Here is a 21,534-nt window from a genome sequence, read left to right as displayed (position 1 = left end):
CTGCGAAACGAAACTGCGTTTTTTTTCCGGTTTCTACCTAGTGCCGACTATAGCCAGCGGCTTCTACTGCGCGATCCCTCTAAAGTGTGATTTGCAGCGTCAAAGCGTCTGGCACGCCGATTTCGGCGTACCCGGGGGTGTGGCACGGAGGGGAGGATGGCTGATTTTGCAGATTTGGCAAGCGCGATGCCCGCCGTAGAGGCCTTTGGCCCTGCGCCGAGGGTCAAACCAGACGCAGGGTCGATTCAACGAATGAATCAGAGGGTAGAAAGAAACGTGCTATTGGTGCTTTGCCATTCGACGATGTCGAGGCGAATGCGCTTCTTGTCGAGTTTGCCGACACTGGTCTTGGGAATTTCAGTAACAAGCGCAATCTGACTCGGAATCGCCCACTTGTTGATGTGGCCCAACTCCACGAATGGCTTGAGGTGCTCTTTGAGCGACCTGGCGTCAATGACGTGACCTTCGCGCGCCACCAGTAAGGCAAAGGGTCGCTCGCCCCACTGCGGATCGGCGATCCCCACCACCGCCACTTCGCGCACGGCCGGGTGACGACTGCACAAATCTTCCAGCGCCAGCGAGGAGATCCACTCGCCGCCGGTTTTGATCACGTCCTTGATCCGGTCGCGAATATCAATGGTGCCCATGCTGTCGAGCGTCGCCACGTCGCCGGTGTGCAACCAGCCACCCGCCCACAACTCCGAGCCTTTTTCGGGCTCCTGGAAATAGCCTTCGGTCAACCATGGTGCGCGCAACACCAGCTCGCCCTGAGTCTCCCCGTCGGACGGCATGAAGTTGCCTTGCAGGTCGACAATCGCCGCTTCCACCAGAATGCATGGCGCGCCGGCCTTGATGCGATACGTAATGCGCTCGTCTTCTGTGCCGGCCATCAGCTCTTCGTTGAGGTGGGCGACGGAGATCAGCGGACAGGTTTCCGACATGCCATAGGCGGCGGTCAGTTGAATGCCTTTGGCCTTGGCAGCTTCGTACAGCGAACGGTTAAGCGAGCTGCCGCCGATGATGATGTTCCACCCGCTGAAGTCCACGTCCCTGGCAGCGTCGGCGTTGAGCACCATCTGCATGATGGTGGGGACGCAGTGCGAGAAGGTGACTTTTTCCTTGCGCCATAACTCGACCAGCAGTTCCGGGTCATAGCGGCCGGGGTACACCTGCTTCACGCCGAGCATGGTCGCGGCATACGGCACGCCCCAGGCATGCACGTGAAACATCGGCGTGATCGGCATGTAAACGTCGTCATGACGCAGCACGCCTTCAATGCTGCCCATTGTCGTTGCCACGGCCATCGAGTGCAGCACCAACTGGCGATGGGTGAAATAAACGCCCTTGGGGTTGCCCGTCGTGCCGGTGGTGTAGAAGGTCGTTGCAACCGAGTTTTCGTCGAAATCTTCAAACTGATAATGGGGGCTCGCAGCCGCCAGCAAGGTTTCGTACTCCCCGACGAAGCCTGGCAGGTCGGCGGTCTTGTCAGCGGTATCTGTGATCAGCAGCGTCTTTTCTACCGAGGTGAGATGCGGGGCAATCGCCTGATACAGCGGCAGGAACTCACTGTTGACCAGCACAAAGGTGTCGTTGGCGTGATTGATGGTGAACAAAATCTGCTCGGGGGAAAGGCGCACGTTTACGGTGTGAATCACTGCGCCAAGCATCGGGATCGCGAACATGCACTCAAGGTAACGATGGCTGTCCCAATCCATCACGGCCACGGTGTCGCCGGCTTTGACGCCTGCTTGCGTCAGCACGTTGGCCAACCGACAGATGCGTTCGTTGAGGGTCAGGTAGGAATGGCGCGACAGGTCCCGATAGACGATTTCTCGCGACTTTTCATAGCGGCTGCCAGACAACAGCAGACGTTTGATCAAGAGGGGATATTGGTAGGCGCCATCGGCGGGTGGAATCACGCGAGTCTGCAACATAAGAATCCCTTTTCGAGGTGCATAGGCGTTGCACAAAGATGTGCACTCTAGAGGCCCGCCCTGCGACCCAAATCAGCCAAAGGGATGATTTGGGTCGCAGGGCACTGATGCAGGCGTTACGCCATTTGATGCGGTGGACTGGACAACACTTCTTGCGTTGAAGCGAGGCTTGCCCGCGAAGCCTGCGACGCAGCTCTCGCGCCAACCCCGAAAAACTTCGCGGGCAAGCTTCTCCCAAACAGTGCGCAGCTCAATGCATCTCGGTAAACGCAAGCTTCACACCGAGCGCTACAAGGACGCCGCCCATTGCGCGATCAAACCAATGCCCCATTCGCGCGAAGCCTGCACGCACGCGCGGCTGACTGAACAGACGGGCGACCATGCAAAACCACAAGCCCGTCGCTATTGCCAGATAGACGCCATAACCGGCCTGGACAACCATCGGCGTGTGGGGATTGATCACAACGGTAAACAACGACAGGAAAAACAGAGTGGCTTTGGGGTTCAAGCCATTGGTGACGAACCCCGCCGTGAACGCTCCGCGGGCGGTGCGCTGGCCTACCGCGATATCGACCGGCGCATCTGAGGCGCTGGCCGGTTTGGAACGCAGCGCCTTGATGCCGATGTACAGCAGGTAGGCAGCGGCCGCCCATTTCAGCGCGTTGAACAGCACGATCGATTGCGAAACGATCAGCCCGATGCCCAGCAACGAATACCCCACATGCAGGAAAATCGCGCTGCCCACCCCCATCGCCGTGTACGTTCCGGCCTTGCGGCCATGGGTAACGCTTTCACGTACGACGACCGCAAAGTCAGGGCCTGGGCTGGCGACCGCCAACAAGTGAATCAGCGCAACAGTGAGAAATTCCGTCAAGTACATAGTGGGTCTCCGGGGTCAGACAGAGCAGCAGGCTCGGGGAAGAAAGCTACCTTACGCTTCAGCCCATGCGAGCAAAAGCCCGCCGCATCGCGACGAAAGAATTCACGCCGACAGAGTGGCGCGGGACGCGGGCGGGTGGCGTCAGAGCGAGATCCTGAAGCACTATGACCCCATATCCCTATCGTTTTCTTGACCCTCAACCACAGGAACCCTGCCCATGAGCGCTAACCGCAAAGCCGTTTTTCTCGATCATACGTCGCTGGATCTGGGTGATCTGGACCTGAGCCCGTGGCGTGAGACATTCGGTGAGCTTGAGCTGCATGCCAGCACCACGCCCGATCAGGTCGCGGAACGACTGCACGGCGCCCATGTGGCCATCTCCAACAAAATCATGATCGACGCGGCCGCCCTCGCCGCCAATCCGCAGCTCAAGCTGATATTGATTACGGCGACGGGCGTCAACAATGTCGATCTCGACGCGGCCCGCAAACACGGCGTGGTGGTCAGCAACTGTCAGGGTTACGGCACGCCTTCGGTCGCGCAGCACACGTTGATGCTGCTGCTGGCGATGGCCACTCGGGTTCTGGACTATCAGGCAGCGATTCACAAAGGGATGTGGCAGCAGTCGAAGCAGTTCTGCCTGCTGGATTTCCCGATTGTCGAACTGGAAGGAAAAACACTGGGGTTGCTGGGCCACGGCGAACTGGGCGGCGCGGTCGCCAAGCTGGCAGAAGCCTTCGGCATGCGCGTGTTGTCGGGGCAGATTCCAGGACGCCCGGCACGCCCCGACCGCGTGCCGCTGCATGAGTTGCTGCCGCAAGTCGACGCCCTGACGTTGCACTGCCCCCTCAACGAACACACGCGCGACATGATCGGCGCCCATGAACTGAGCCTGTTCAAACCCCACGCATTCATCGTCAACACCGCACGCGGCGGGCTGATCAACGAGCAGGCCCTGGCCGATGCCTTGCGCAACGGTCAACTGAGCGGCGCCGCCACCGACGTGTTGACGGTCGAGCCACCGGTCAACGGCAATCCATTGCTGTCAGGCGATATCCCGCGCCTGATCATCACGCCGCACAGCGCCTGGGGCAGCCAGGAAGCCCGACAACGCATCGTTGCGCAGGTCAATGAGAATGCGCTTGGGTTCTACGCCGGTGCGCCAATCCGGGTGGTGAGCTAACAGCCCTTAACCTATGCAAGAGCGCGCTCCGATAGGCGTGCGCTGTTAAACTCCGCTCTTTTTCAAGGACCCGACGATGGACCCTCGCAGTGAAGTGTTACTCCGTCAGCCCGATTTTTTTCAGGGTTCCTTGCTGCTGACCGGCTTGCCAGCCGATGACCTGATGGGCAAGTTACCCAACGCCCATGGCTGGAGCTGGCATGCGGGGGACCGTGCGGCGCTCGACGCACGTTTCCCGGACCGCACGCATTTCGGCGTGCACGCGCCGGATCAATCATTCGATGCAGCGGTGTTGTTTTTGCCCAAAGCCAAAGACCTCACCGATTACCTGCTCAACGCCCTCGCCTCACGGCTGGCTGGCCGCGAGCTGTTTTTGGTCGGCGAAAAACGCGCCGGCATTGAAGCGGCTGCTCGTCAGTTGAGCCCTTTTGGACGCGCACGCAAACTCGACAGCGCTCGCCACTGTCAGCTCTGGCAAGTCACGGTAGAAAACGCCCCCCAGGCCGTGCCGCTGGAAAGCCTGGCCAAGCACTTTGACGTCCCTGCTGGCGACACGCCGCTCAACGTCATCAGCCTGCCTGGCGTGTTCAGCCATGGCCGGCTTGATCGCGGCTCGGCACTGTTACTGGAAAACCTCGACCGCTTGCCGGGTGGCCATGTGCTGGACTTTGGCTGCGGCGCAGGCGTTTTGGGAGCGGCTGTAAAGCGTCGTTATCCCGACAGCCAGGTCACGTTGCTGGACGTGGACGCGTTCGCCACGGCCAGCAGTCTTCTGACACTCGCCGCCAACGGGCTTGAAGCGGACGTCCTGACAGGCGACGGAATTGATGCCGCACCGAGCCATCTGGACGTGATTCTGACCAATCCGCCCTTCCATACCGGCGTTCATACCGATTACGCCGCGTCTGAAAACCTGCTTCGAAAAGCACGCGAACATCTTAAAAAGGGTGGCGAACTGCGACTCGTCGCCAACAGTTTCCTGCGCTATCAGCCGATCATAGAACAGCATCTCGGGCCCTGCGCGACGATGGCTGAGGGGCAAGGATTTCGTATCTATCGCGCCAAGAAAGCCTGAAAATTATCGCTTGCCGATCACGACCGGTGTAGGCAGAATCCGCACCGTCCTAGGGGAGTAGTCTCCCACGAGCGCCATGCTCGTCCGGCACGCATCAACATACTTGGTCAACAGACCATGGTGCGTGCGACCCCAGATTCGCTCAGACGGATCGGTGGTTTGACAAGACCTATGACACGAACACCTTACCCGGGGCGGGGAGGCTGTACGTGTCATAGCCGTGTCGACCCGCCCCTTAGGAAATACCTGATGCTGGAATCATTGTTGGTCCCGACTGCGGTCGTTGCTCTTGCCGAAATCGGTGACAAAACCCAACTCCTCGCGCTCATCCTCGCTGCTCGTTTTCGAAAACCCTGGCCGATCATCGCCGGCATTGTCGCGGCAACCTTGGCCAACCATGCGGCGGCCGGTGCGGTAGGGGCCTGGTTCAGCAGTTTCTTCACCGACGCCACGTTGCACTGGATCCTTGCTGCCAGCTTTACCGCCACCGCGTTGTGGACACTGGTGCCGGACAAAATGGACGACGACGAAGCAAGCACCGGACGCAAATTCGGGCCTTTCCTGACCACCCTCATTGCGTTTTTCATCGCCGAAATAGGTGACAAGACGCAGATCGCCACGGTGATGCTGGCCGCGCAGTATTCCTATCTGTGGCTGGTGATTCTGGGTACAACGCTGGGCATGCTCATCGCTAACGTGCCGGTGGTGCTGGCGGGGAATTTTGCGGCTGAGAAGCTGCCACTGACACTCATTCGACGCATCGCCGCGACGGCGTTTTTCGTGCTGGCGATTATTGCCGTCTACAAGGCGATGCAGGTCAGCGGCTGGGTTTGACCGACGCTGAAGGAGTCGCCAAGGCGCCGGACTGGTGGCCAGCGGCAGTAAAGCCTAAGCATGCGGCGTATCAGGAATAACCGAGGTCTCAGGTTTTGGGGCCGCTGCGCAGCCCATCGCGGCCTCGCGTTGCTCGTGCGCTCCTGCATTGATCGGTGCAGGCACCGATCTAGTCATTTCTAAGACTTCGGCGCTTGCTGGTACAACGGCATGACCTTTGGAATTGCCGCTTGCAAGGATGCAATACGGTTGCTCGATGCCGGGTGAGTGCTCATGAATTCAGGCTGCGACGCGCCAGCCTGCGCGGTCATCTTCTGCCACAGCGTGATCGCCGCGTTCGGGTTGTAGCCGGCACGCGCCGCCAGTTCCAGACCGAGCAAATCCGCTTCGTTTTCGTTGGAACGGCTGTTCGGCAATGTCAGGCTGTAATTGACTACCGTATCGGCCAGCGCAAGGCTGTCCTGCCCCAGTCCCAAAAATGCGCCAGCGCCCTGCTTGGCCATTTGCACGCCATACGCCTTGGACATCGCTTCACGTCCGTGCTCGCGCAGTGCGTGAGCGATCTCATGACCCATCACTGCGGCTAACTCGTCGTCGCTGAGCTTGAGGGTGTCGATCAGACCGGTGTAGACGATGATCTTGCCGCCAGGCCCGCAGTTGGCATTCAGGTCGTCGCTTTTGATCAGATTGACTTCCCACTGCCATTGCGCGGCATCAGGGCGAAGCTTGGGCGCCTGAGCGATCAGCCGCCGCGCTATGGTTTGCACGCGCTTGGCTTCAGCGCTGTCTTTGTCCAGCACGCCTTTGGTGCTCGCTTCACTGACGGTCTGCTGGTACGACTGCGCGTACATCTGGTTGACCTCATCGGTCGACAGCATGCTGAACATGTACTGCTTACGCTCAACCCCTACCGAATCACCGCTGGTGGTGTTCACGGCGGAACAACCGCTCAACAACAGCGCTGCGCTCAAGGCACATAGAGCAAATGTCTGACGCATCGAAGATCTCCTGAAAATCATGGCGAATATCCTAGGTAATAGAAGGGGCAAGTTCCAGATAGCAGCGGTTTGCCACATGTTAAAGCCATTAATCAACCCGGAGTAAGACACTCCGGCGCGTTAAGTTTGGGGTCGTTCACCAGATTGGCCAGCGGTCGCTCGCGCAGTGCGGTTTGCGGCGCGGCCAACAGCGCTTGCAGTGTTGGCAGTGGCGTATCGCTCGCCAGCCAGGCTAGCTGCCCCTGCGCGTCCAGAATCAAAGGCCGGCGCTGACTGGCGGCGGCCTGTGTCACCACCGCCACGCTCAGATAGGTATGCCCTTCTACAGGATAGGCTTCCCAGATGGCGGCGAAATAAAGCGCCGAGCCTTCCCCCGGCGTCAGCCAGAATGGTCGTTTGCGCACGCTGCCGCGCCACTCATAAAAACCGTTGGCAGGCAGCAGGCAGCGCCTCTCGCGAAAGGCCTGGCGAAACATCGGTTGTTCGGCGACGGTTTCTGCCCGGGCGTGAGCGGGCGTGCGCGACATGTCGGTCAACCACGGAGGGGTCAACCCCCAGCGCGCCTGTGCCACCTCCCTGCCCGGCCCGGCTTCGTCCACTGCCGCAGTTGCACGCAGCATCAATACCGAATCAGCAGGTGAAATATTCCACTGGGCTTTGTGGTCTGCAGGAAACCCCGGCAGGGCCGCAACCGCAGGGGTCCAGCGAAACAGTGCATAACGTCCACACATGGGCTCAAGACAACTCTTCTGGAAAGCGAGCGACGCAGCACTCAAGGTGACTCAGCACAGCAGCACGTCGGGGTAGCTGTCCGGCTCATCGCCGGACAACGGAAAGGCGGCATTGTACTCAGTGATCAGCTCGCGCGCCCGGTCGGCAAGACCGTCATCGACCGTCAGTCCGAGCAAACCAAAGACAGGCAGCTCGCCAATCCCTCCGAGCAAGTGACGGCCGGTGATGTGGGCTTCAATGCCTTCGCTGGCGAGCATGCCCTGAAGCAACTCACCTTCCATCAGATTTTCCGGCTCGTAGATTTTGCGCATCAATCGTTCTCGGCGCGGACTTCCAGATCCCATCGCTGACCGTCGGTTTCGAGGTGAAACTCGATGGGACGGCAGCACACGTGGCAGTCTTCGATAAAGTTGTTGTCGCCCTCGGAGAGGTCCAGTGTGGTCTCCCCAGGCTCGCCGCAGTAAGGGCATTCGTAGGGGGCTGAAGGTTGTATTTCGTGCATCGCGGTCTCCACGGTCAGTTTTGCGTATAATCGCCGCTCATTTAAAGGCCGGTCTTGATATTCACAGCCCCGGGCTTGTTTCCCCGGTGCCGGCCACCTTTACCCTAGCCGTTTTCAACAAGAGAGCATGATGGGCGAATTCGATGCCATCCGACCTTACAACGACACCGAAGTAAAAGCCGTACTCGAACGGCTGCTTGGTGACAAGGCGTTCCTTGCAATCCTCACGCATTTCCGCTTCCCGCGCCTCGCGGGCACCCTGGGCTGGGTACTCCAGCCCGCCATTGCGCGCAAACTGCGTCGCCAGTTCGCCGGGATCGACACGGTCGCGGCGCTGCAGGATAAAGTCGAGCATTACGTCGACCATACAATCGAACGCGCCACCGATGGTGTGACCTATACCGGTGTCGAGCAGTTCAAGTCCGGCGTCGCGTATCTTTTTCTGGCTAACCATCGCGACATCGTGATGGACCCGGCTTTCGTCAATTACGCCGTGTACCACGCGGGCCTGCCGACGCCGCGCATCGCCATCGGCGACAACCTGCTGCAAAAGCCCTTCGTCGGCGACCTTATGCGTCTGAACAAGAGCTTTATCGTGCATCGATCGATCACTGGCCGCAAAGAAAAAATGGCGTCGTATCACTTGCTGTCGGCGTACATCAATCACTCGATCCGCAACGACTGCCAGTCCATCTGGATCGCTCAGGCCGAAGGACGCGCCAAAGACGGCGATGATCGCACCGAGTCGGCCATCCTGAAAATGTTCCACATGAGCCGCAAGGATGAGCCGTTCGAGGACGTGATCAAGTCGCTGAACCTCACGCCGGTTTCGATCAGCTACGAATACGATCCGTGCGATCACGCCAAAGCGCGCGAGCTGTTTATACGCGCCACCACCGGTAATTACACGAAGGCGCCGGGCGAAGATGACGTCAGCATCGCGCTGGGCATCACTGGCTATAAAGGCCGCGTCCACGTGAACTTTGCGCCGCCCATCACCGAGACCTTTGAGGACACCAAACAACTGGCGATCGAAATGGATCGGCAGATCCTCGGCGGCTATCGGTTGTTCCCGGTGCATTACCTTGCGTACGCACGCTGGGCCGATGCCGATCCGAGCCTGAACGTGCCCCGTGCAGCCGACGTATTTGCGGCAGACGAGCTGGCGCGTGCCGAAGAGGAATGGGAGCGCCGCCTGCAGGGCTGCCCTGATGAGCATCGTCCTTATCTGGTGCTGCAATACGCCACACCGGTGCGCAATCAATACCGGGTCAAGGCTGGGTTGCCGCTTTAAAAAGCGAGCCATGAAAAAACGGCGCTTTCGAGCGCCGTTTTTTATTTGGGGTCCATGCAGCACTCAAAGCTGGGTGCTGGCCCAAGACATCAGCAATGCAAACCCCAGACATGCAGCCCCAATCCTGTAGCTCATGCGGATAAGACGCAGTGTCGGCACGTCCATCAGGTGCATCGGCTCGTCAATCTGCGCCTGTTCGGTGAGCGCGTGCAGGTGAGCGTTTTCGCGCTGTTCACGGTGCCGCGTGATGTGCAGCAGCCAAATGCCCGGCCCCGCCGCAAGCAGTGCAAACAGGTTCATGGTCATCGCGGGAGAAAGCGAGAGCAGCGACATAAGGGCCTCGATGGCGTCGGGATAAGAGACGCCGCGGATTCTGGTGGATCTAGATGGCAATTTAACGGGTGTCACCTTAACGTCACCTGAACCGGGCACTGTGTGGCACCTCATCCTGACACCCAGTTTCACGGAGCCCCTTCATGCTGCACGCAAACAACCAGGATCGCTTGTACCTGATCGCCCCCAGTGATGAACAGGAAGCCTTGATCGATGCTTTGGCGTTCAACGTTCAGGACCGTCACTGGCTGGTTTATTGCGCACTGGGCGGGCACGCGCACTACGACTGGCCGGACGTCGATCTGGATACGGGTTATACATTTTTGAGTTTTTATCAGCAGGCCGCCTGAGAAGCGGCGTGATGATGTAGGAGCGCGCTTGCACGCGATGACAGTCAGTCTGTGACAAATGCGGTGACTGACCCACCTCAATCGCGGGCAAGCGCGCTCCAACAAAAAAGCTGTCCAGCAAAAAGCCCCGGCTTCTCACGAAACCGGGGCTTTTTTATGCATCAGCCAGGGATTACTGACCCAGCATGCGACCAATGGTTTGATCCTGGAACAGACGCGTCAGCGCATCGCTGAGCACATCACTGACCAACTTGGTGTTGGTCTCTTCGTTGGGTGCCATGCCGAAACGCTGATCGAGCGAGGCTGCGTAACGACCGCTGTAGCTACGGCCGTTGTTTTGCACGTCAGCACGGAAGGTTGAGCTGATGGTCGCTTCGGTCACGTACATGCCCTCTTTGGGCGACTGATATTTCAAGTCTGCCAGCGTCACTGTCAACTGCGGGCCGTTCCCGCCGGTGGTTGGGGTGAAACCAAGCAGACGTACAGCGGCTTCGGCCTGTGCTTGCAGTTGTGGCAACAATTGCTGGCCGTTGACGGTGATAGAACTGGTTTCCGGGTACAGGCCACCTCGAGTCCCGAGGGTCTGGGATTGACGTCCGTCGACCACCCGCACCACCACTTGCTGACCGTGACCTACCGGTGCCAATTGGGCATTCAACTTGGGCTGTGGGCTAAGGGATTGCGGGCTGTGGGCGCAACCCACCAACGTCAAACTGCTAACAGCAAGCAAACCGAACAAAAGGCGACGCAGCATGCTCATCTCTCCATGGGTCAGGCACAAAAATGTGCCGCAGTATAGCGACGTCTCGACATCGCTCACTAGCTCAATGATACGACCGGGCACCACGGACACGGTTCCGCCACAGGAGTGTCACTGAGGTGTCATCGCCATAGGACACACTTTTCACACGTCCCCATCACGGAGTTGCGCCATGGACTTTCTCTTGTCGTTGTTTTCGCTGCGCCGCCGCTATCGTCACTACGCGCGGCTGGACAAACAGGGCATCTGCCTGTCGTTCAAGCACTGCGCAGCGCCGCCAACAGGTTCGGACTGGGTAGAAATCACAGAACCCAGACTCATCTGGCTGCAACAGCCGCTGCCGTCCAGCGCCCGGGTTGCGCGACGCGCGCGTTCGATTACCGCCCGGCATTTGATCGTTACGTGACTCAAGATCGAATAAAAGTCATTTAATTAGGATCAATTCCTGACGTTTCATCGCTATAATCTTCCCCCGATTATAAGGACGTCTCCTGATCGGGCCTCGCAGCATCGTTGATACCGCGTATCGACTCCTCCGTATCGCCCACAGAGAGCCTTCCACACAGACATGTGCCCTTCAGCGCGCGCGGTCTTACGGTGAGAAAACGCTCGACTCGATCGAACCTTTCCAGCCCGCAAGCCTCCCAAGCATGACTCGCATCTGATCTGCCAGAGCTGCCATCGCGCAGCCCTTTTTGAGGTTCACGTCTTCAAAAGAGCGTGAAAAAAACGGGTTTTCACAACTTCACAAGAGTGTGGCAAGCAAATGAATAGTTACGCGTTTGTAAATGCACCGTTAGCGTCTGACCCAGCCCCCTTGAACAGGACTGACCGCTGCTGCGCAGTCTCCATAAACGGAGTCTGAAGCCTGTCCGATACGGATTTGGTTGCACAACCGGACGCCTTGACGATAGTCGAATGGCTGTTCGGGCCAAAAAATGCGTTGATGCCATCTATCAGGCATTCACACAGGCTCGACAGGCAGCGTCCGCTGAAGATGCAAAAAATTGCGAAGAATCGGACATGGCGATCCCGACCAGGGTCAAGATGGGTGCACTGCAAGGCACGCCCATCCTACGCCCGGCACCTGACCTCGGGAACGCATGCCGTCAATTTGGTGCTGCAGATTTTGGAGACGCGTTAAATGGCGCATAACGAAGCAGTCGATGTGGTACTGGTCGGGGCAGGCATCATGAGTGCCACCCTCGCCGTACTGCTCAAAGAACTCGATCCCAGCCTGAAGCTGGAAGTTGTCGAGCTGATGGATTCTGGTGCTGCCGAGAGTTCCAACCCCTGGAACAACGCCGGTACCGGTCACGCCGGTCTGTGTGAGCTGAATTACACGCCACAGGCTGCGGATGGCTCAATCGACATCAAAAAAGCGGTTCAGATCAACGCTCAGTTCGAAGTGTCCAAGCAGTTCTGGGCGTATCTGGCCCGTAAAGGAACCTTCGGCTCATCGCGCTCATTCATTACCCCCGTGCCACACCTGAGCTTCGTTCAGGGCGATAAAGGCATCGCGTTTCTGAAGAAGCGTTTCGAAGCGATGCACCCCCATCACGCTTTCTCGACGATGGAATACACCGAAGACAAGGCCAAACTGGCTGAGTGGATGCCGCTGATGATGCCAGGCCGTCCGGCTGATGAACCCATCGCCGCCACCCGCATCATGCATGGCACGGATGTTAACTTCGGCAACCTGACCAACAATCTGCTCAAGCATTTGTCGAGCGGCCCGGATGCTCAGGTCAAATACTGCAAACGCGTCACCGGTCTGGGCCGCAAAGGCAGCGGCTGGAGCGTCACCATCAAGGACGTCAACAGCGGCGACACGCGTGAAATCGACGCCAAATTCGTTTTTCTCGGCGCAGGCGGCGCGGCATTGCCGCTGCTGCAGATGTCGGGTATCGACGAAAGCAAAGGGTTTGGCGGTTTTCCGGTGAGCGGTCAGTGGCTGCGTTGCGACAACCCGGAAGTGGTCAAGCATCATCAGGCCAAGGTCTACAGCCAGGCGGCCGTCGGCTCGCCTCCGATGTCGGTGCCGCACCTTGATACTCGCGTCGTTGATGGTAACAAGTCTCTGCTGTTCGGGCCTTACGCAGGCTTCACCACCAAGTTTCTCAAGCACGGCTCTCTGATGGATCTGCCGCTGTCGATTCGGGCCGCCAACATTGCACCGATGCTCGCCGTAGCGCGTGACAACATGGACCTGACCAAATACCTGATCAGTGAAGTGCGTCAGTCAATGGAACATCGTCTGGATGCGTTGCGGCGCTTCTATCCTGAAGCCCGTGCAGAAGACTGGCGTCTGGAAGTGGCCGGCCAACGCGTACAGATCATCAAGAAAGACCCGAAGAAAGGCGGCGTTCTGCAATTCGGTACCGAACTGGTATCGGCCAAGGACGGTACGCTGGCTGCTCTGCTCGGCGCATCGCCTGGGGCTTCGGTCACTGTGTCGATCATGCTCGATCTGATCGAGCGCTGCTTCCCCGATAAAGCCCGCAATGAGTGGGCTGCCAAGCTGAACGAGATTTTCCCTGCTCGCGAAAAAGCCCTGGAAACCGATGCGCAGCTTTATCAGCGCATCAGTGCCCAGAGCGATGCGAGCCTGGAATTGACCGAGAACAGCGAAGCACCCAGCTTTGCTTGATTCAGCGCTCGCGCTGAATCAGTGAAAAACTGAAAGCCCCGCCCACGCAGCGGGGTTTTCAGTCCTGTTTGATTCATTGGGTAATGTCCTGCATTACCACTCTTACTGTATAGGCCGACAGCGAGTCGGTACCTTTGATAACCGATGCGCCACACTTTACCTGTACACTGCCAACCGATTTTGCGCTCGCTGTTTTCTCTGGTGCAGGATTAACGGGCATCCACTGAAACCTGGCCTCATGGCCCAGTTTAAACTCACACACTTTTTCGTCACTGCGCAGCCGAAATGCTGCCGAGTCTTTTTTTGGATTGCCCTGCGTGACGAAAAAAGATGCGTTTTCGGAGTCGCCGGGGATCACATATGGGCTCAAGTCAGTGCCCGGGGCAAGCCAGCTGGCACCGCTAAGCGAAAGATCCTCTCCCGTGCCGTTCCAGACTTCAACGTTCACAGCCATCTCGGTTGGAGACGCAGCGCTCGCAACAGGCGCGAGAATCAGCAATGAAGCAACAAACATAAAATGCCGGGTAAAACGTTCAACTGCATTCATCTTAAAGTCCTTTTAAAAATGACAAACTTCCTGCTCGCCAGCGTGCTTAATGCACGAAAATAAGTATGCATCGACAATGAATTAATTAAATAAGAAAACCAGAAAGACACTGTAGGAACAGTCAATAGGGTTCGTAATAACTTCAAGTTCCCCGGCTTATGACAGACGCCTCGTCATGGGGAGCCCGTTGCAGGCGCCCCATCGGCAACACTTACGATCAGTTGCGAGCTTGCGCAATCAGCTCGATGTATTCCTCGGCATTGCGCTGATCCTTGATCAACGTAACGAAGTCGTTGCCCTGTTCGTCTTTGCCGTCAAGGTCGTAGCCGGCTTCTTTGAAGAACACCAGAAACCGCCCGAAATCATCGACGCGCAGACCGCGGTAGGCCTTGATCAATTTGTGCAGCGAAGGCGAAGTGGCATCCACCGGCTCGAAATCGAGGAACAGTTTGATCTGGGCATCACCAATTTCATCGCCAATCAACTGCTTCTTATCTTTACGCATTGCTCACTCCAACGGACTCGCGGGGACATTCACGGTCCAGCAGTTTACCCCTCGCCCGGTCGCAGGCTCAACGCGCGCGTAAGGCGGCGGTGTGGATATCCGCCCACACGTGGCCATTGGCATAACTGAGGAACTGGCAGTAGACCTTTTCGTTACGCAGCAGATCCACCAGCACGCGGTACTGCGCTACCGGGTAATACAGCGTAAGGGCGCGGGTCTTGTCGTCAAAGGTGGGTTTTTTCAGGCTTTTGCTTTCGCCATCGAAGTGAATCAGCACTTCGGACACCGTGGCGCCCTTGTTCATTGGCTTGCCTTTGAGCCGCAGCAATAGCGGCGAAGTCACCGGGATAGGCTGCTGACTGGACTGCCGCTGGCTGCCAACGACCACCGAATATTCGGTGATCTGCAACAATTGTTGCTGCTCCGGCTCGCCCTCACGCACGGATAGCTCATCGGGCGGAAGGTACTGCGCATGCATAGGCTCGGCCAGCACGGGGAGCGGCAGGCTCAACACCACTATCAGCACCGCTTTGCTGCGAAACGAAAACGTCATGGATGCCTCCCGAAAAAGTGCGAGGCACTCTAGCATGGGACGGGCGCCGATCATCTGTAGGAGCGCGCTTGCCCGCGAAAGCGAGCCACTTGGGCCTGATTTTGGCAAATGACACACCATAATCGCGGGCAAGCGCGCGCCTACAAACGCAGCAGCCTTTTACATGCCTTTCACGGCATAGATGCCGGCCGCGTTGCGCCAGTAGCCTTTGTAATCCATGCCGTAACCGAAGATGTAACGGTCGATGCAAGGCAGGCCGACAAAATCAGCCTTCAGGTCCGGTCGCGCTTTGCGGTCGTGGTCTTTGTCGATCAGCACCGCAGTGTGCACGGCACGTGCGCCAGCGTGCTTACAGAAATCGATGATCGCGCCCAGCGTATGGCCTTCGTCGAGAATGTCATCGATGATCAGCACGTCGCGGTCGATGAACGAGACCTCCGGCTTGGCCTTCCAGAACAAATCGCCGCCGCTGGTCTCGTTACGATAGCGTGTGGCATGCAGGTAGGACGCTTCCAGCGGGAAATTCAGGTGCGTCAGCAACTTGCCGGCGAAGATCAGCCCGCCGTTCATCACGCAGAAGACAACCGGATTACGGTCTGCCAGCACGCTGTTGATGTGCTGACCGACGCGGGCGATGGACGCCTCGACTTCAGCCTCCGTGTACAGGCAGTCAGCCTCGCGCATGATTTGACGGATATGCTCGAGATCAGCGGACATGGCGCTCTCCAAGGGGCTGTGTAAGAAAAGCGGGCAAAGGTACGCATCAGGTTCAGCCAGAGCAAGCGTTTCTGGACTAACGTTGCACGGACGTTCCAATGATGTAAGAAATCCGAACCTAACCGGTAAGACAATTAACCGCTGAATAGATTAATCTAAGCCGTTTTTTTTGCCCGCCGCTGGAGCCTTTCCCCTTATGCCCATTCGTGAGATCCGCCATCCGCTGATCCGTCACAAGCTCGGCCTGATGCGCCGTGCCGATATCAGCACCAAGAATTTCCGTGAACTGGCGCAGGAAGTCGGCGCCTTGCTGACCTACGAAGCAACCGCAGACCTGCCGCTGGAAACCTACGACATTCAGGGTTGGGCTGGCACTGTCCAGGTCGAGAAAATCGCCGGCAAGAAGATCACCGTGGTGCCGATTCTGCGCGCCGGTATCGGCATGCTCGATGGTGTGCTGAGTCTGATTCCGGGCGCGAAAGTCAGTGCAGTAGGACTGGCCCGCAACGAGGAAACCCTGCAAGCGCACACGTATCTGGAAAAGCTGGTGCCGGAGATCAACGAGCGCCTGGCGATGATCATAGACCCGATGCTCGCCACTGGCAGCTCTATGGTCGCCGCCATAGATCTGCTCAAGAAAGCCGGCTGCCGGGAAATCCGCGCCATGGTGCTGGTGGCTGCACCGGAAGGCATCGCTGCTGTCGGGGCGGCGCACCCGGACGTGATGATCTACACCGCGTCCATTGATGAGCGCTTGAACGAACACGGCTACATCATTCCGGGCCTGGGCGATGCCGGCGACAAAATTTTCGGCACCAAGCAAAAGGACGCCTGATGAGCAAGGACGAGTTCAACGATCCAACGTGGCGCACGATTCTGTCAGGCGCACAGATGCTGTTCGTGGCCTTCGGTGCACTGGTGCTGATGCCGCTGATCACCGGGCTCGATCCCAATGTTGCGCTGTTCACTGCCGGGCTGGGCACACTGTGCTTTCAGGTAATTACCGGACGTCAGGTGCCGGTTTTCCTGGCGTCGAGCTTCGCTTTCATTACACCGATCATTCTTGCCAAGGGTCAGTTTGGCCTCGCGGCGACGATGGGCGGTGTGATGGCCGCAGGCTTCGTTTACACCTTTCTCGGCCTTGCGGTGAAGATCAAAGGAACAGGCTTCATCGACCGTCTGCTGCCGCCTGTTGTGATAGGGCCGGTGATCATTTCCATTGGTCTGGCGATGGCGCCGATTGCCGCCAACATGGCCATGGGCAGAACAGGCGACGGCGCGGCGGAGTTGATCCCCTATAACACCGCGATCATCATCTCGATGGCGGCGTTGCTGACCACGCTGATCGTTGCCGTCTTCGGCAAAGGCATCTTTCGTCTGGTGCCGATCATTTCCGGGGTGCTGGTAGGGTTCGCGCTGTCGTTCTACTTCGGCGTAGTCGACACCGCCAAAATCGCCGCCGCACCTTGGTTGGCACTGCCGCATTTCACGGCGCCGGAATTCAATTGGCAGGCGATTCTGTTCATCGTGCCGGTTGCGTTGGCACCGGCTATCGAGCACATCGGCGGCGTGATTGCCGTTGGCAGCGTGACGGGGCGCGATTACCTGAAGAAGCCCGGGCTGCATCGCACCTTGCTCGGTGACGGCATCGCAACCACCGTCGCCGGCGCCTTTGGCGGCCCGCCTAACACTACTTACGCCGAAGTGACAGGCGCTGTGATGTTGACCAAAAACTACAACCCGAAAATCATGACCTGGGCGGCGATCTTTGCGATCACGCTGGCGTTCATTGGCAAATTCGGCGCGCTGCTGCAAAGCATTCCGGTGCCGGTGATGGGCGGGATTCTCTGCCTGTTGTTTGGCTCGATTGCGGCGGTTGGCATGAACACGCTGATCCGCCACAAGGTTGACCTGGCCGAAGCTCGCAATCTGGTGATCGTCTCGGTAACGCTGGTTTTCGGAATCGGCGGCGTACTCATCGGCACCGGCAACGGACCGGACGATTTCGGCATGAAAGGCATTGCTTTGTGCGCCGTGACAGCCATCGTCCTGAACCTGATCCTGCCCGGCAACGATGCCTGGAAGAACAAGCATCTGGACGATCAGTTGCCGTAGATACACGCCAAACCTGTAGGAGCGAATTTATTCGCGAGACTGCGGTAAATCGGACATAACCCATTGTCTGGACTACCGCTTCGCGAATGAATTCGCTGCTACAGAGGGCATGTGATCACAACATCAACGGCGCTCGTTCGCACAGTTTGTTCAATGCTGCCGCCCAGTTTGGGTCGTCGTTGAGGCACGGGATCAGCACCAGCTCCTCACCACCCGCCTCCTTGAAATGCTCCGCCCCGCGATCACCGATCTCCTCCAGGGTCTCGATGCAGTCGGCAACAAACGCCGGGCACATCACCAGCAACTTCTTCACGCCTTGTTCGGCCAGCTCGGTCAAATGCGGCTCAGTGTAGGGTTCGATCCATTTGGCGCGGCCCAGCCGGGACTGGAACGACACCGACCATTTGCCTTCAGGGATGCCCATCAGGCGGGCGAACTCCGATGCTGAGCGCAGGCACTGCGCGCGATAACAGGTGGCAAGCACCTCAGGCGAAGCGTTCTGGCAGCAATTGGCGTCTTTGAAACAATGATTTCCGGTGGGGTCGAGCTTGGTCAGGTGGCGTTCCGGCAGACCGTGAAAACTCAACAACACGTGATCGTGCGGCTGTTCCAGGTGCGGGCGAACATTGTCCACCAGCGCCTGCAGATACTCAGGCTGATCAAAGAATGGCTGCAATAGCGAAAACTGCACCTTGAGTTTGCGCTCGCGGACGACGCGCTTGGCTTCTTCGATCACCGTGGTCACGGTGCTGTCGGCGAACTGCGGATACAGCGGCGCCAGAGTGATTTTTGTGATGCCCTGCGCAGAGAGCTTCTTGAGCTGGGTCTCGATGGAGGGCTCGCCATAACGCATGGCAAGCTCGACGGGGCCAGAAGTCCACTCTTTTGTCATGGCCTGCTGCAAGCGCTTGCTCAGCACGACCAGCGGCGAGCCACCGTCCCACCAGATTGAGGCGTAGGCATGCGCCGACTGCTCCGGGCGCCTGATAAGGATCAGCGAGACGATCAGCCGACGAAGCGGCCACGGCACATCGATCACGTAAGGGTCCATCAGAAACTGATTGAGGTAGCGACGTACATCCGCTACCTCAGGGGAAGCCGGCGAACCGAGGTTAACCAGCAACAACGCGTGATCGGTCATGCAACACCTTAAAGTCAGTGGCGGCTCAGCAGATTGTCTAGGGCCGCGCGCAGATCGGTGAATCGGAAAGTGAACCCAGCTGCCTGCAGCCGGGATGGACGAGCGCGCTGCCCACCCAACAACAGCACCGACAATTCGCCCATCAACAACCGCAGTGCAACAGCGGGCAGTGGCATAAACGACGGCCGGTGCAAAACAGCACCTAATGTTTTGGCAAATTCGTGGTTACGAACCGGTGATGGCGCGCAGGCATTATAAGGACCTCGTGCGTCTTCCCGGTTTAACAGAAAATCAATGGCCGCGATTTGATCGTCGATGTGAACCCACGGCATCCATTGGCGACCATTGCCTATCGGCCCACCCACGCCCAGCTTGAAGGGCGGCAGCAAACGCTGGAGAAATCCGCCTTCGTTGGCAAGTACCAGCCCGGTTCGCAGCAGAACAACCCGGATGCCCAGCGCCTCTGCGCGCATGGCGGTTTCTTCCCAGGCAATGCACAGGCGGCTGGAGAAATCTTCATTGACGGGGGGCGATTCTTCGTCAAGCTCACGCTCGCCGCCGTCGCCGTACCAGCCGACTGCGGAACCGGAAATCAGCACGCCAGGCTTTTGCGCGCGACGCTCAAGCCAAGTGATGAGCTGTTCGGTGAGGGTAATGCGACTGTCCCAGAGGAGCGCCTTTCGCTTGCGCGTCCAGGGACGATCAGCGATGGGAGCGCCCGCCAGATTGATGACCGCGTCCACAGTCTCGGTGCCGATGTCGTCCGGGTGCGCAATACCGCGCACCCCGGCACCGCAGATTTTCGCGACGTCGTCGGGCTTGCGGCTCCACACCGTCAGTTGATGACCTTGACCGAGCCATTGCCGGCAAAGTCTGCGTCCTATCAATCCAGTACCGCCGGTCAGCAAGATGTGCATGACAGAGTTCCTCGGGTGGCGTTCGTCGCAAATCAGTAGTCTATTTCTTCACAAGGTTCGCGCATCAGCACAACGCGAACAATAGAACCATAGGCCACGTTATAGAGAACGGCGCGGGCTCGACTCGTTCGATCGGTTGAGCCCCATTCGAGCGAAGCCAGACTCAGCTCTACCCATACGAGTGGCGTTGCGCCTTTCGCTATAGAACGACGCCAAGTTATACCGAAAAACGAGATTGTACAGGTTTTAACTACGGCGTAGTCTGTGCAGACAAGGTAACGAGGCCCCTATGACTGTACCTATCGCAATCATCGGAACCGGCATCGCCGGACTCTCCGCTGCCCGCGCACTGCAAGCGGCCGGGCACGCGATCCATCTTTTCGACAAAAGCCACGGCAGTGGCGGACGCATGTCCAGCAAGCGCAGCGATGCCGGCGCGCTGGATATGGGTGCGCAGTATTTCACTGCCCGAGATCGCCGATTTGCGGCCACTGTCCAGCAATGGCAAGCCGACGGCCACGTCGCCGAATGGAAGCCGCTGCTTTACAACTTCCACGGAGCAAAACTGAGCCCGTCGCCTGACGAGCAGGTGCGCTGGGTGGGCAAGCCACGCATGAGCGCCATCACCCGCGCGATGCTCGGCGACATGCCGGTGACGTTCGCGTGCCGCATCACTGAAGTCTCGCGCGGTGAAGAACACTGGAATCTTTTGGACGCCGATGGCCGCAGCCACGGCCCGTTCAGTCAGGTGATCATTGCTGTGCCAGCACCTCAGGCCACCGCGTTGCTGGCCGCCGCACCAAAACTCGCTGGCGTAGTGGCCGGTGTCAAAATGGAGCCGACCTGGGCTGTGGCACTGGCCTTCGAAACCCCTCTGAATACGCCCCTCGAAGGCTGCTTCGTGCAGGACAGCCCTATCGACTGGCTGGCCCGAAATCGCAGTAAACCCGGACGTGAAAGCACCGTGGACACTTGGGTGCTGCACGCCACCAGCGCCTGGAGTCGCCAGCATCTGGACATGCCCAAGGAACAGGTCATCGACCAGTTGCACGGTGCGTTCGCCGAACTCATGAACTGCGCAATGCCCGCGCCGGCGTTCACCCTCGCCCACCGCTGGCTGTATGCCCGACCGTCCGGAGCACGAGAAATCGGCGCGTTGTCTGATCCGGATCTTGGCATCTATGTCTGCGGAGACTGGTGCCTGTCCGGACGGGTTGAAGGTGCGTGGCTAAGCGGTCAGGAAGCAGCACGCCGACTGTTGGAGCATCTCAATTGAACCGGCTCAATCCGCGCAAGCTGCTGCTGTCGAAATGGACCGCCGCAGCGCCCCAGAACCGGGAAAAACATTTTCTGGTTACCGAGCTGTTTTGCGACGAAGAAGGCACCGTGCTGGAAATCGAGTTACAGGCCGTGATGACCAAGCGGGTTCAACGGCTGGGATGGCAGACGTTGCAGGACGATGGGTCGTGGCGGATGGGCTGGAAATAGTGTTGAGCGGCGAATAGCTATACAAA

The 21,534-nt window shown here is 58.5% G+C and carries 25 protein-coding genes and 1 riboswitch; of the genes, 11 read left to right on the top strand and 14 right to left on the bottom strand.

Translation table 11 applies throughout. The features are described from left to right. Positions 1 to 257: 257 nt before the first annotated feature. Positions 258 to 1,934: a fatty acid--CoA ligase gene (locus OYW20_RS05025; protein WP_268799631.1), complete on the bottom strand. Its 1,677-nt coding sequence runs from the start codon at positions 1,932 to 1,934 to the stop codon at positions 258 to 260. 250 nt (positions 1,935 to 2,184) lie between these two features. Next, complete coding sequence (locus OYW20_RS05020; protein WP_268799630.1) at positions 2,185 to 2,814, bottom strand: LysE family translocator; 630 nt, start codon at positions 2,812 to 2,814, stop codon at positions 2,185 to 2,187. 217 nt (positions 2,815 to 3,031) lie between these two features. Between OYW20_RS05020 and OYW20_RS05015 the strand changes: the two genes are divergently transcribed. From OYW20_RS05015 to OYW20_RS05005, 3 genes are all read left to right on the top strand, one after another. Beyond that, the gene (locus tag OYW20_RS05015) at positions 3,032 to 3,997 is read left to right on the top strand and encodes a 2-hydroxyacid dehydrogenase (protein ID WP_268799629.1); all 966 of its coding nucleotides are present in this window, start codon (positions 3,032 to 3,034) and stop codon (positions 3,995 to 3,997) included. Between the two features lie 76 nt (positions 3,998 to 4,073). Further along, a complete protein-coding gene (locus OYW20_RS05010) occupies positions 4,074 to 5,072 on the top strand; it encodes a class I SAM-dependent methyltransferase (protein ID WP_268799628.1) in 999 nt (332 codons plus the stop codon). A 40-nt stretch (positions 5,073 to 5,112) separates the two neighbouring features. Next, a riboswitch (yybP-ykoY riboswitch) is annotated at positions 5,113 to 5,233 on the top strand. 88 nt (positions 5,234 to 5,321) lie between these two features. Continuing rightward, positions 5,322 to 5,906 (top strand): TMEM165/GDT1 family protein, encoded by a 585-nt coding sequence (locus tag OYW20_RS05005; RefSeq protein WP_268799627.1) that lies wholly within the window; start codon positions 5,322 to 5,324, stop codon positions 5,904 to 5,906. Positions 5,907 to 6,085: 179 nt separating this feature from the next. Here OYW20_RS05005 and OYW20_RS05000 read toward each other — a convergent pair whose 3' ends face one another. The 4 genes from OYW20_RS05000 to OYW20_RS04985 all read right to left on the bottom strand — a co-directional run bounded on the left by OYW20_RS05000 (position 6,086) and on the right by OYW20_RS04985 (position 8,138). Next, positions 6,086 to 6,904, bottom strand: coding sequence for a M48 family metallopeptidase (locus OYW20_RS05000; protein ID WP_268799626.1), 819 nt, complete (start codon positions 6,902 to 6,904; stop codon positions 6,086 to 6,088). Between the two features lie 92 nt (positions 6,905 to 6,996). After that, positions 6,997 to 7,635, bottom strand: a complete 639-nt coding sequence (locus OYW20_RS04995; protein ID WP_268799625.1) for an SOS response-associated peptidase — start codon at positions 7,633 to 7,635, stop codon at positions 6,997 to 6,999. Between the two features lie 51 nt (positions 7,636 to 7,686). Next, the gene (locus tag OYW20_RS04990; protein ID WP_268799624.1) at positions 7,687 to 7,947 is read right to left on the bottom strand and encodes a putative signal transducing protein; all 261 of its coding nucleotides are present in this window, start codon (positions 7,945 to 7,947) and stop codon (positions 7,687 to 7,689) included. Beyond that, positions 7,947 to 8,138 (bottom strand): CPXCG motif-containing cysteine-rich protein, encoded by a 192-nt coding sequence (locus OYW20_RS04985; protein WP_268799623.1) that lies wholly within the window; start codon positions 8,136 to 8,138, stop codon positions 7,947 to 7,949. The genes OYW20_RS04990 and OYW20_RS04985 overlap by 1 nt, the downstream gene beginning before the upstream one ends. A gap of 130 nt (positions 8,139 to 8,268) precedes the next feature. On the opposite strand from OYW20_RS04985, the gene OYW20_RS04980 reads away from it, so the two are divergent. Beyond that, positions 8,269 to 9,432 (top strand): 1-acyl-sn-glycerol-3-phosphate acyltransferase, encoded by a 1,164-nt coding sequence (locus OYW20_RS04980; protein WP_268799622.1) that lies wholly within the window; start codon positions 8,269 to 8,271, stop codon positions 9,430 to 9,432. Positions 9,433 to 9,495: 63 nt separating this feature from the next. On the opposite strand, the gene OYW20_RS04975 is transcribed toward OYW20_RS04980, so the two are convergent. Continuing rightward, positions 9,496 to 9,765, bottom strand: a complete 270-nt coding sequence (locus OYW20_RS04975) for a hypothetical protein (RefSeq protein WP_268799621.1) — start codon at positions 9,763 to 9,765, stop codon at positions 9,496 to 9,498. Positions 9,766 to 9,908: 143 nt separating this feature from the next. Here OYW20_RS04975 and OYW20_RS04970 point away from each other — a divergent pair, with 143 nt between their 5' ends. Next, complete coding sequence (locus OYW20_RS04970) at positions 9,909 to 10,115, top strand: hypothetical protein (RefSeq protein ID WP_268799620.1); 207 nt, start codon at positions 9,909 to 9,911, stop codon at positions 10,113 to 10,115. A gap of 172 nt (positions 10,116 to 10,287) precedes the next feature. Here the strand turns inward: OYW20_RS04970 and OYW20_RS04965 are convergent, their stop codons facing one another. Further along, positions 10,288 to 10,869 (bottom strand): YajG family lipoprotein, encoded by a 582-nt coding sequence (locus OYW20_RS04965; protein WP_268799619.1) that lies wholly within the window; start codon positions 10,867 to 10,869, stop codon positions 10,288 to 10,290. Between the two features lie 178 nt (positions 10,870 to 11,047). On the opposite strand from OYW20_RS04965, the gene OYW20_RS04960 reads away from it, so the two are divergent. Continuing rightward, entirely contained in the window at positions 11,048 to 11,281 is a 234-nt protein-coding gene (locus tag OYW20_RS04960; protein WP_268799618.1) for a hypothetical protein, read from the top strand. 738 nt (positions 11,282 to 12,019) lie between these two features. Further along, a complete protein-coding gene (gene mqo, locus OYW20_RS04955; protein ID WP_268799617.1) occupies positions 12,020 to 13,525 on the top strand; it encodes a malate dehydrogenase (quinone) in 1,506 nt (501 codons plus the stop codon). 73 nt (positions 13,526 to 13,598) lie between these two features. On the opposite strand, the gene OYW20_RS04950 is transcribed toward mqo, so the two are convergent. The 4 genes from OYW20_RS04950 to OYW20_RS04935 all read right to left on the bottom strand — a co-directional run bounded on the left by OYW20_RS04950 (position 13,599) and on the right by OYW20_RS04935 (position 15,847). Beyond that, complete coding sequence (locus OYW20_RS04950) at positions 13,599 to 14,072, bottom strand: hypothetical protein (RefSeq protein ID WP_268799616.1); 474 nt, start codon at positions 14,070 to 14,072, stop codon at positions 13,599 to 13,601. Between the two features lie 217 nt (positions 14,073 to 14,289). Next, on the bottom strand, positions 14,290 to 14,577 hold the full coding sequence (locus OYW20_RS04945) for a PA4642 family protein (protein WP_268799615.1): 288 nt from the start codon (positions 14,575 to 14,577) through the stop codon (positions 14,290 to 14,292). Positions 14,578 to 14,644: 67 nt separating this feature from the next. Continuing rightward, positions 14,645 to 15,130 (bottom strand): hypothetical protein, encoded by a 486-nt coding sequence (locus tag OYW20_RS04940; RefSeq protein ID WP_268799614.1) that lies wholly within the window; start codon positions 15,128 to 15,130, stop codon positions 14,645 to 14,647. Positions 15,131 to 15,289: 159 nt separating this feature from the next. Then, positions 15,290 to 15,847 carry a hypoxanthine-guanine phosphoribosyltransferase gene (locus OYW20_RS04935; RefSeq protein WP_268799613.1) on the bottom strand — a complete coding sequence of 186 codons (558 nt, stop codon included), beginning with the start codon at positions 15,845 to 15,847 and terminating at the stop codon, positions 15,290 to 15,292. A gap of 196 nt (positions 15,848 to 16,043) precedes the next feature. Between OYW20_RS04935 and upp the strand changes: the two genes are divergently transcribed. Together upp and OYW20_RS04925 are read left to right on the top strand one after the other, a co-directional pair. Next, entirely contained in the window at positions 16,044 to 16,682 is a 639-nt protein-coding gene (upp, locus tag OYW20_RS04930; RefSeq protein ID WP_268799612.1) for a uracil phosphoribosyltransferase, read from the top strand. Then, a complete protein-coding gene (locus tag OYW20_RS04925) occupies positions 16,682 to 17,962 on the top strand; it encodes a uracil-xanthine permease family protein (RefSeq protein WP_268799611.1) in 1,281 nt (426 codons plus the stop codon). The genes upp and OYW20_RS04925 overlap by 1 nt, the downstream gene beginning before the upstream one ends. A gap of 115 nt (positions 17,963 to 18,077) precedes the next feature. Here OYW20_RS04925 and hemH read toward each other — a convergent pair whose 3' ends face one another. Both hemH and OYW20_RS04915 read right to left on the bottom strand, forming a co-directional pair. After that, complete coding sequence (gene hemH, locus OYW20_RS04920; RefSeq protein WP_268799610.1) at positions 18,078 to 19,103, bottom strand: ferrochelatase; 1,026 nt, start codon at positions 19,101 to 19,103, stop codon at positions 18,078 to 18,080. A gap of 14 nt (positions 19,104 to 19,117) precedes the next feature. Beyond that, positions 19,118 to 20,020 carry a TIGR01777 family oxidoreductase gene (locus OYW20_RS04915; protein ID WP_268799609.1) on the bottom strand — a complete coding sequence of 301 codons (903 nt, stop codon included), beginning with the start codon at positions 20,018 to 20,020 and terminating at the stop codon, positions 19,118 to 19,120. A gap of 289 nt (positions 20,021 to 20,309) precedes the next feature. Between OYW20_RS04915 and OYW20_RS04910 the strand changes: the two genes are divergently transcribed. Next, the gene (locus OYW20_RS04910; protein ID WP_268799608.1) at positions 20,310 to 21,296 is read left to right on the top strand and encodes an NAD(P)/FAD-dependent oxidoreductase; all 987 of its coding nucleotides are present in this window, start codon (positions 20,310 to 20,312) and stop codon (positions 21,294 to 21,296) included. After that, a complete protein-coding gene (locus OYW20_RS04905) occupies positions 21,293 to 21,508 on the top strand; it encodes a TIGR02450 family Trp-rich protein (RefSeq protein ID WP_268799607.1) in 216 nt (71 codons plus the stop codon). The genes OYW20_RS04910 and OYW20_RS04905 overlap by 4 nt, the downstream gene beginning before the upstream one ends. Positions 21,509 to 21,534: the final 26 nt, after the last annotated feature.

It is taken from the genome of Pseudomonas sp. BSw22131 (assembly GCF_026810445.1).
Classification (GTDB): domain Bacteria; phylum Pseudomonadota; class Gammaproteobacteria; order Pseudomonadales; family Pseudomonadaceae; genus Aquipseudomonas; species Aquipseudomonas huanghezhanensis.
This window is presented reverse-complemented; position numbering and strand designations above follow the sequence as displayed.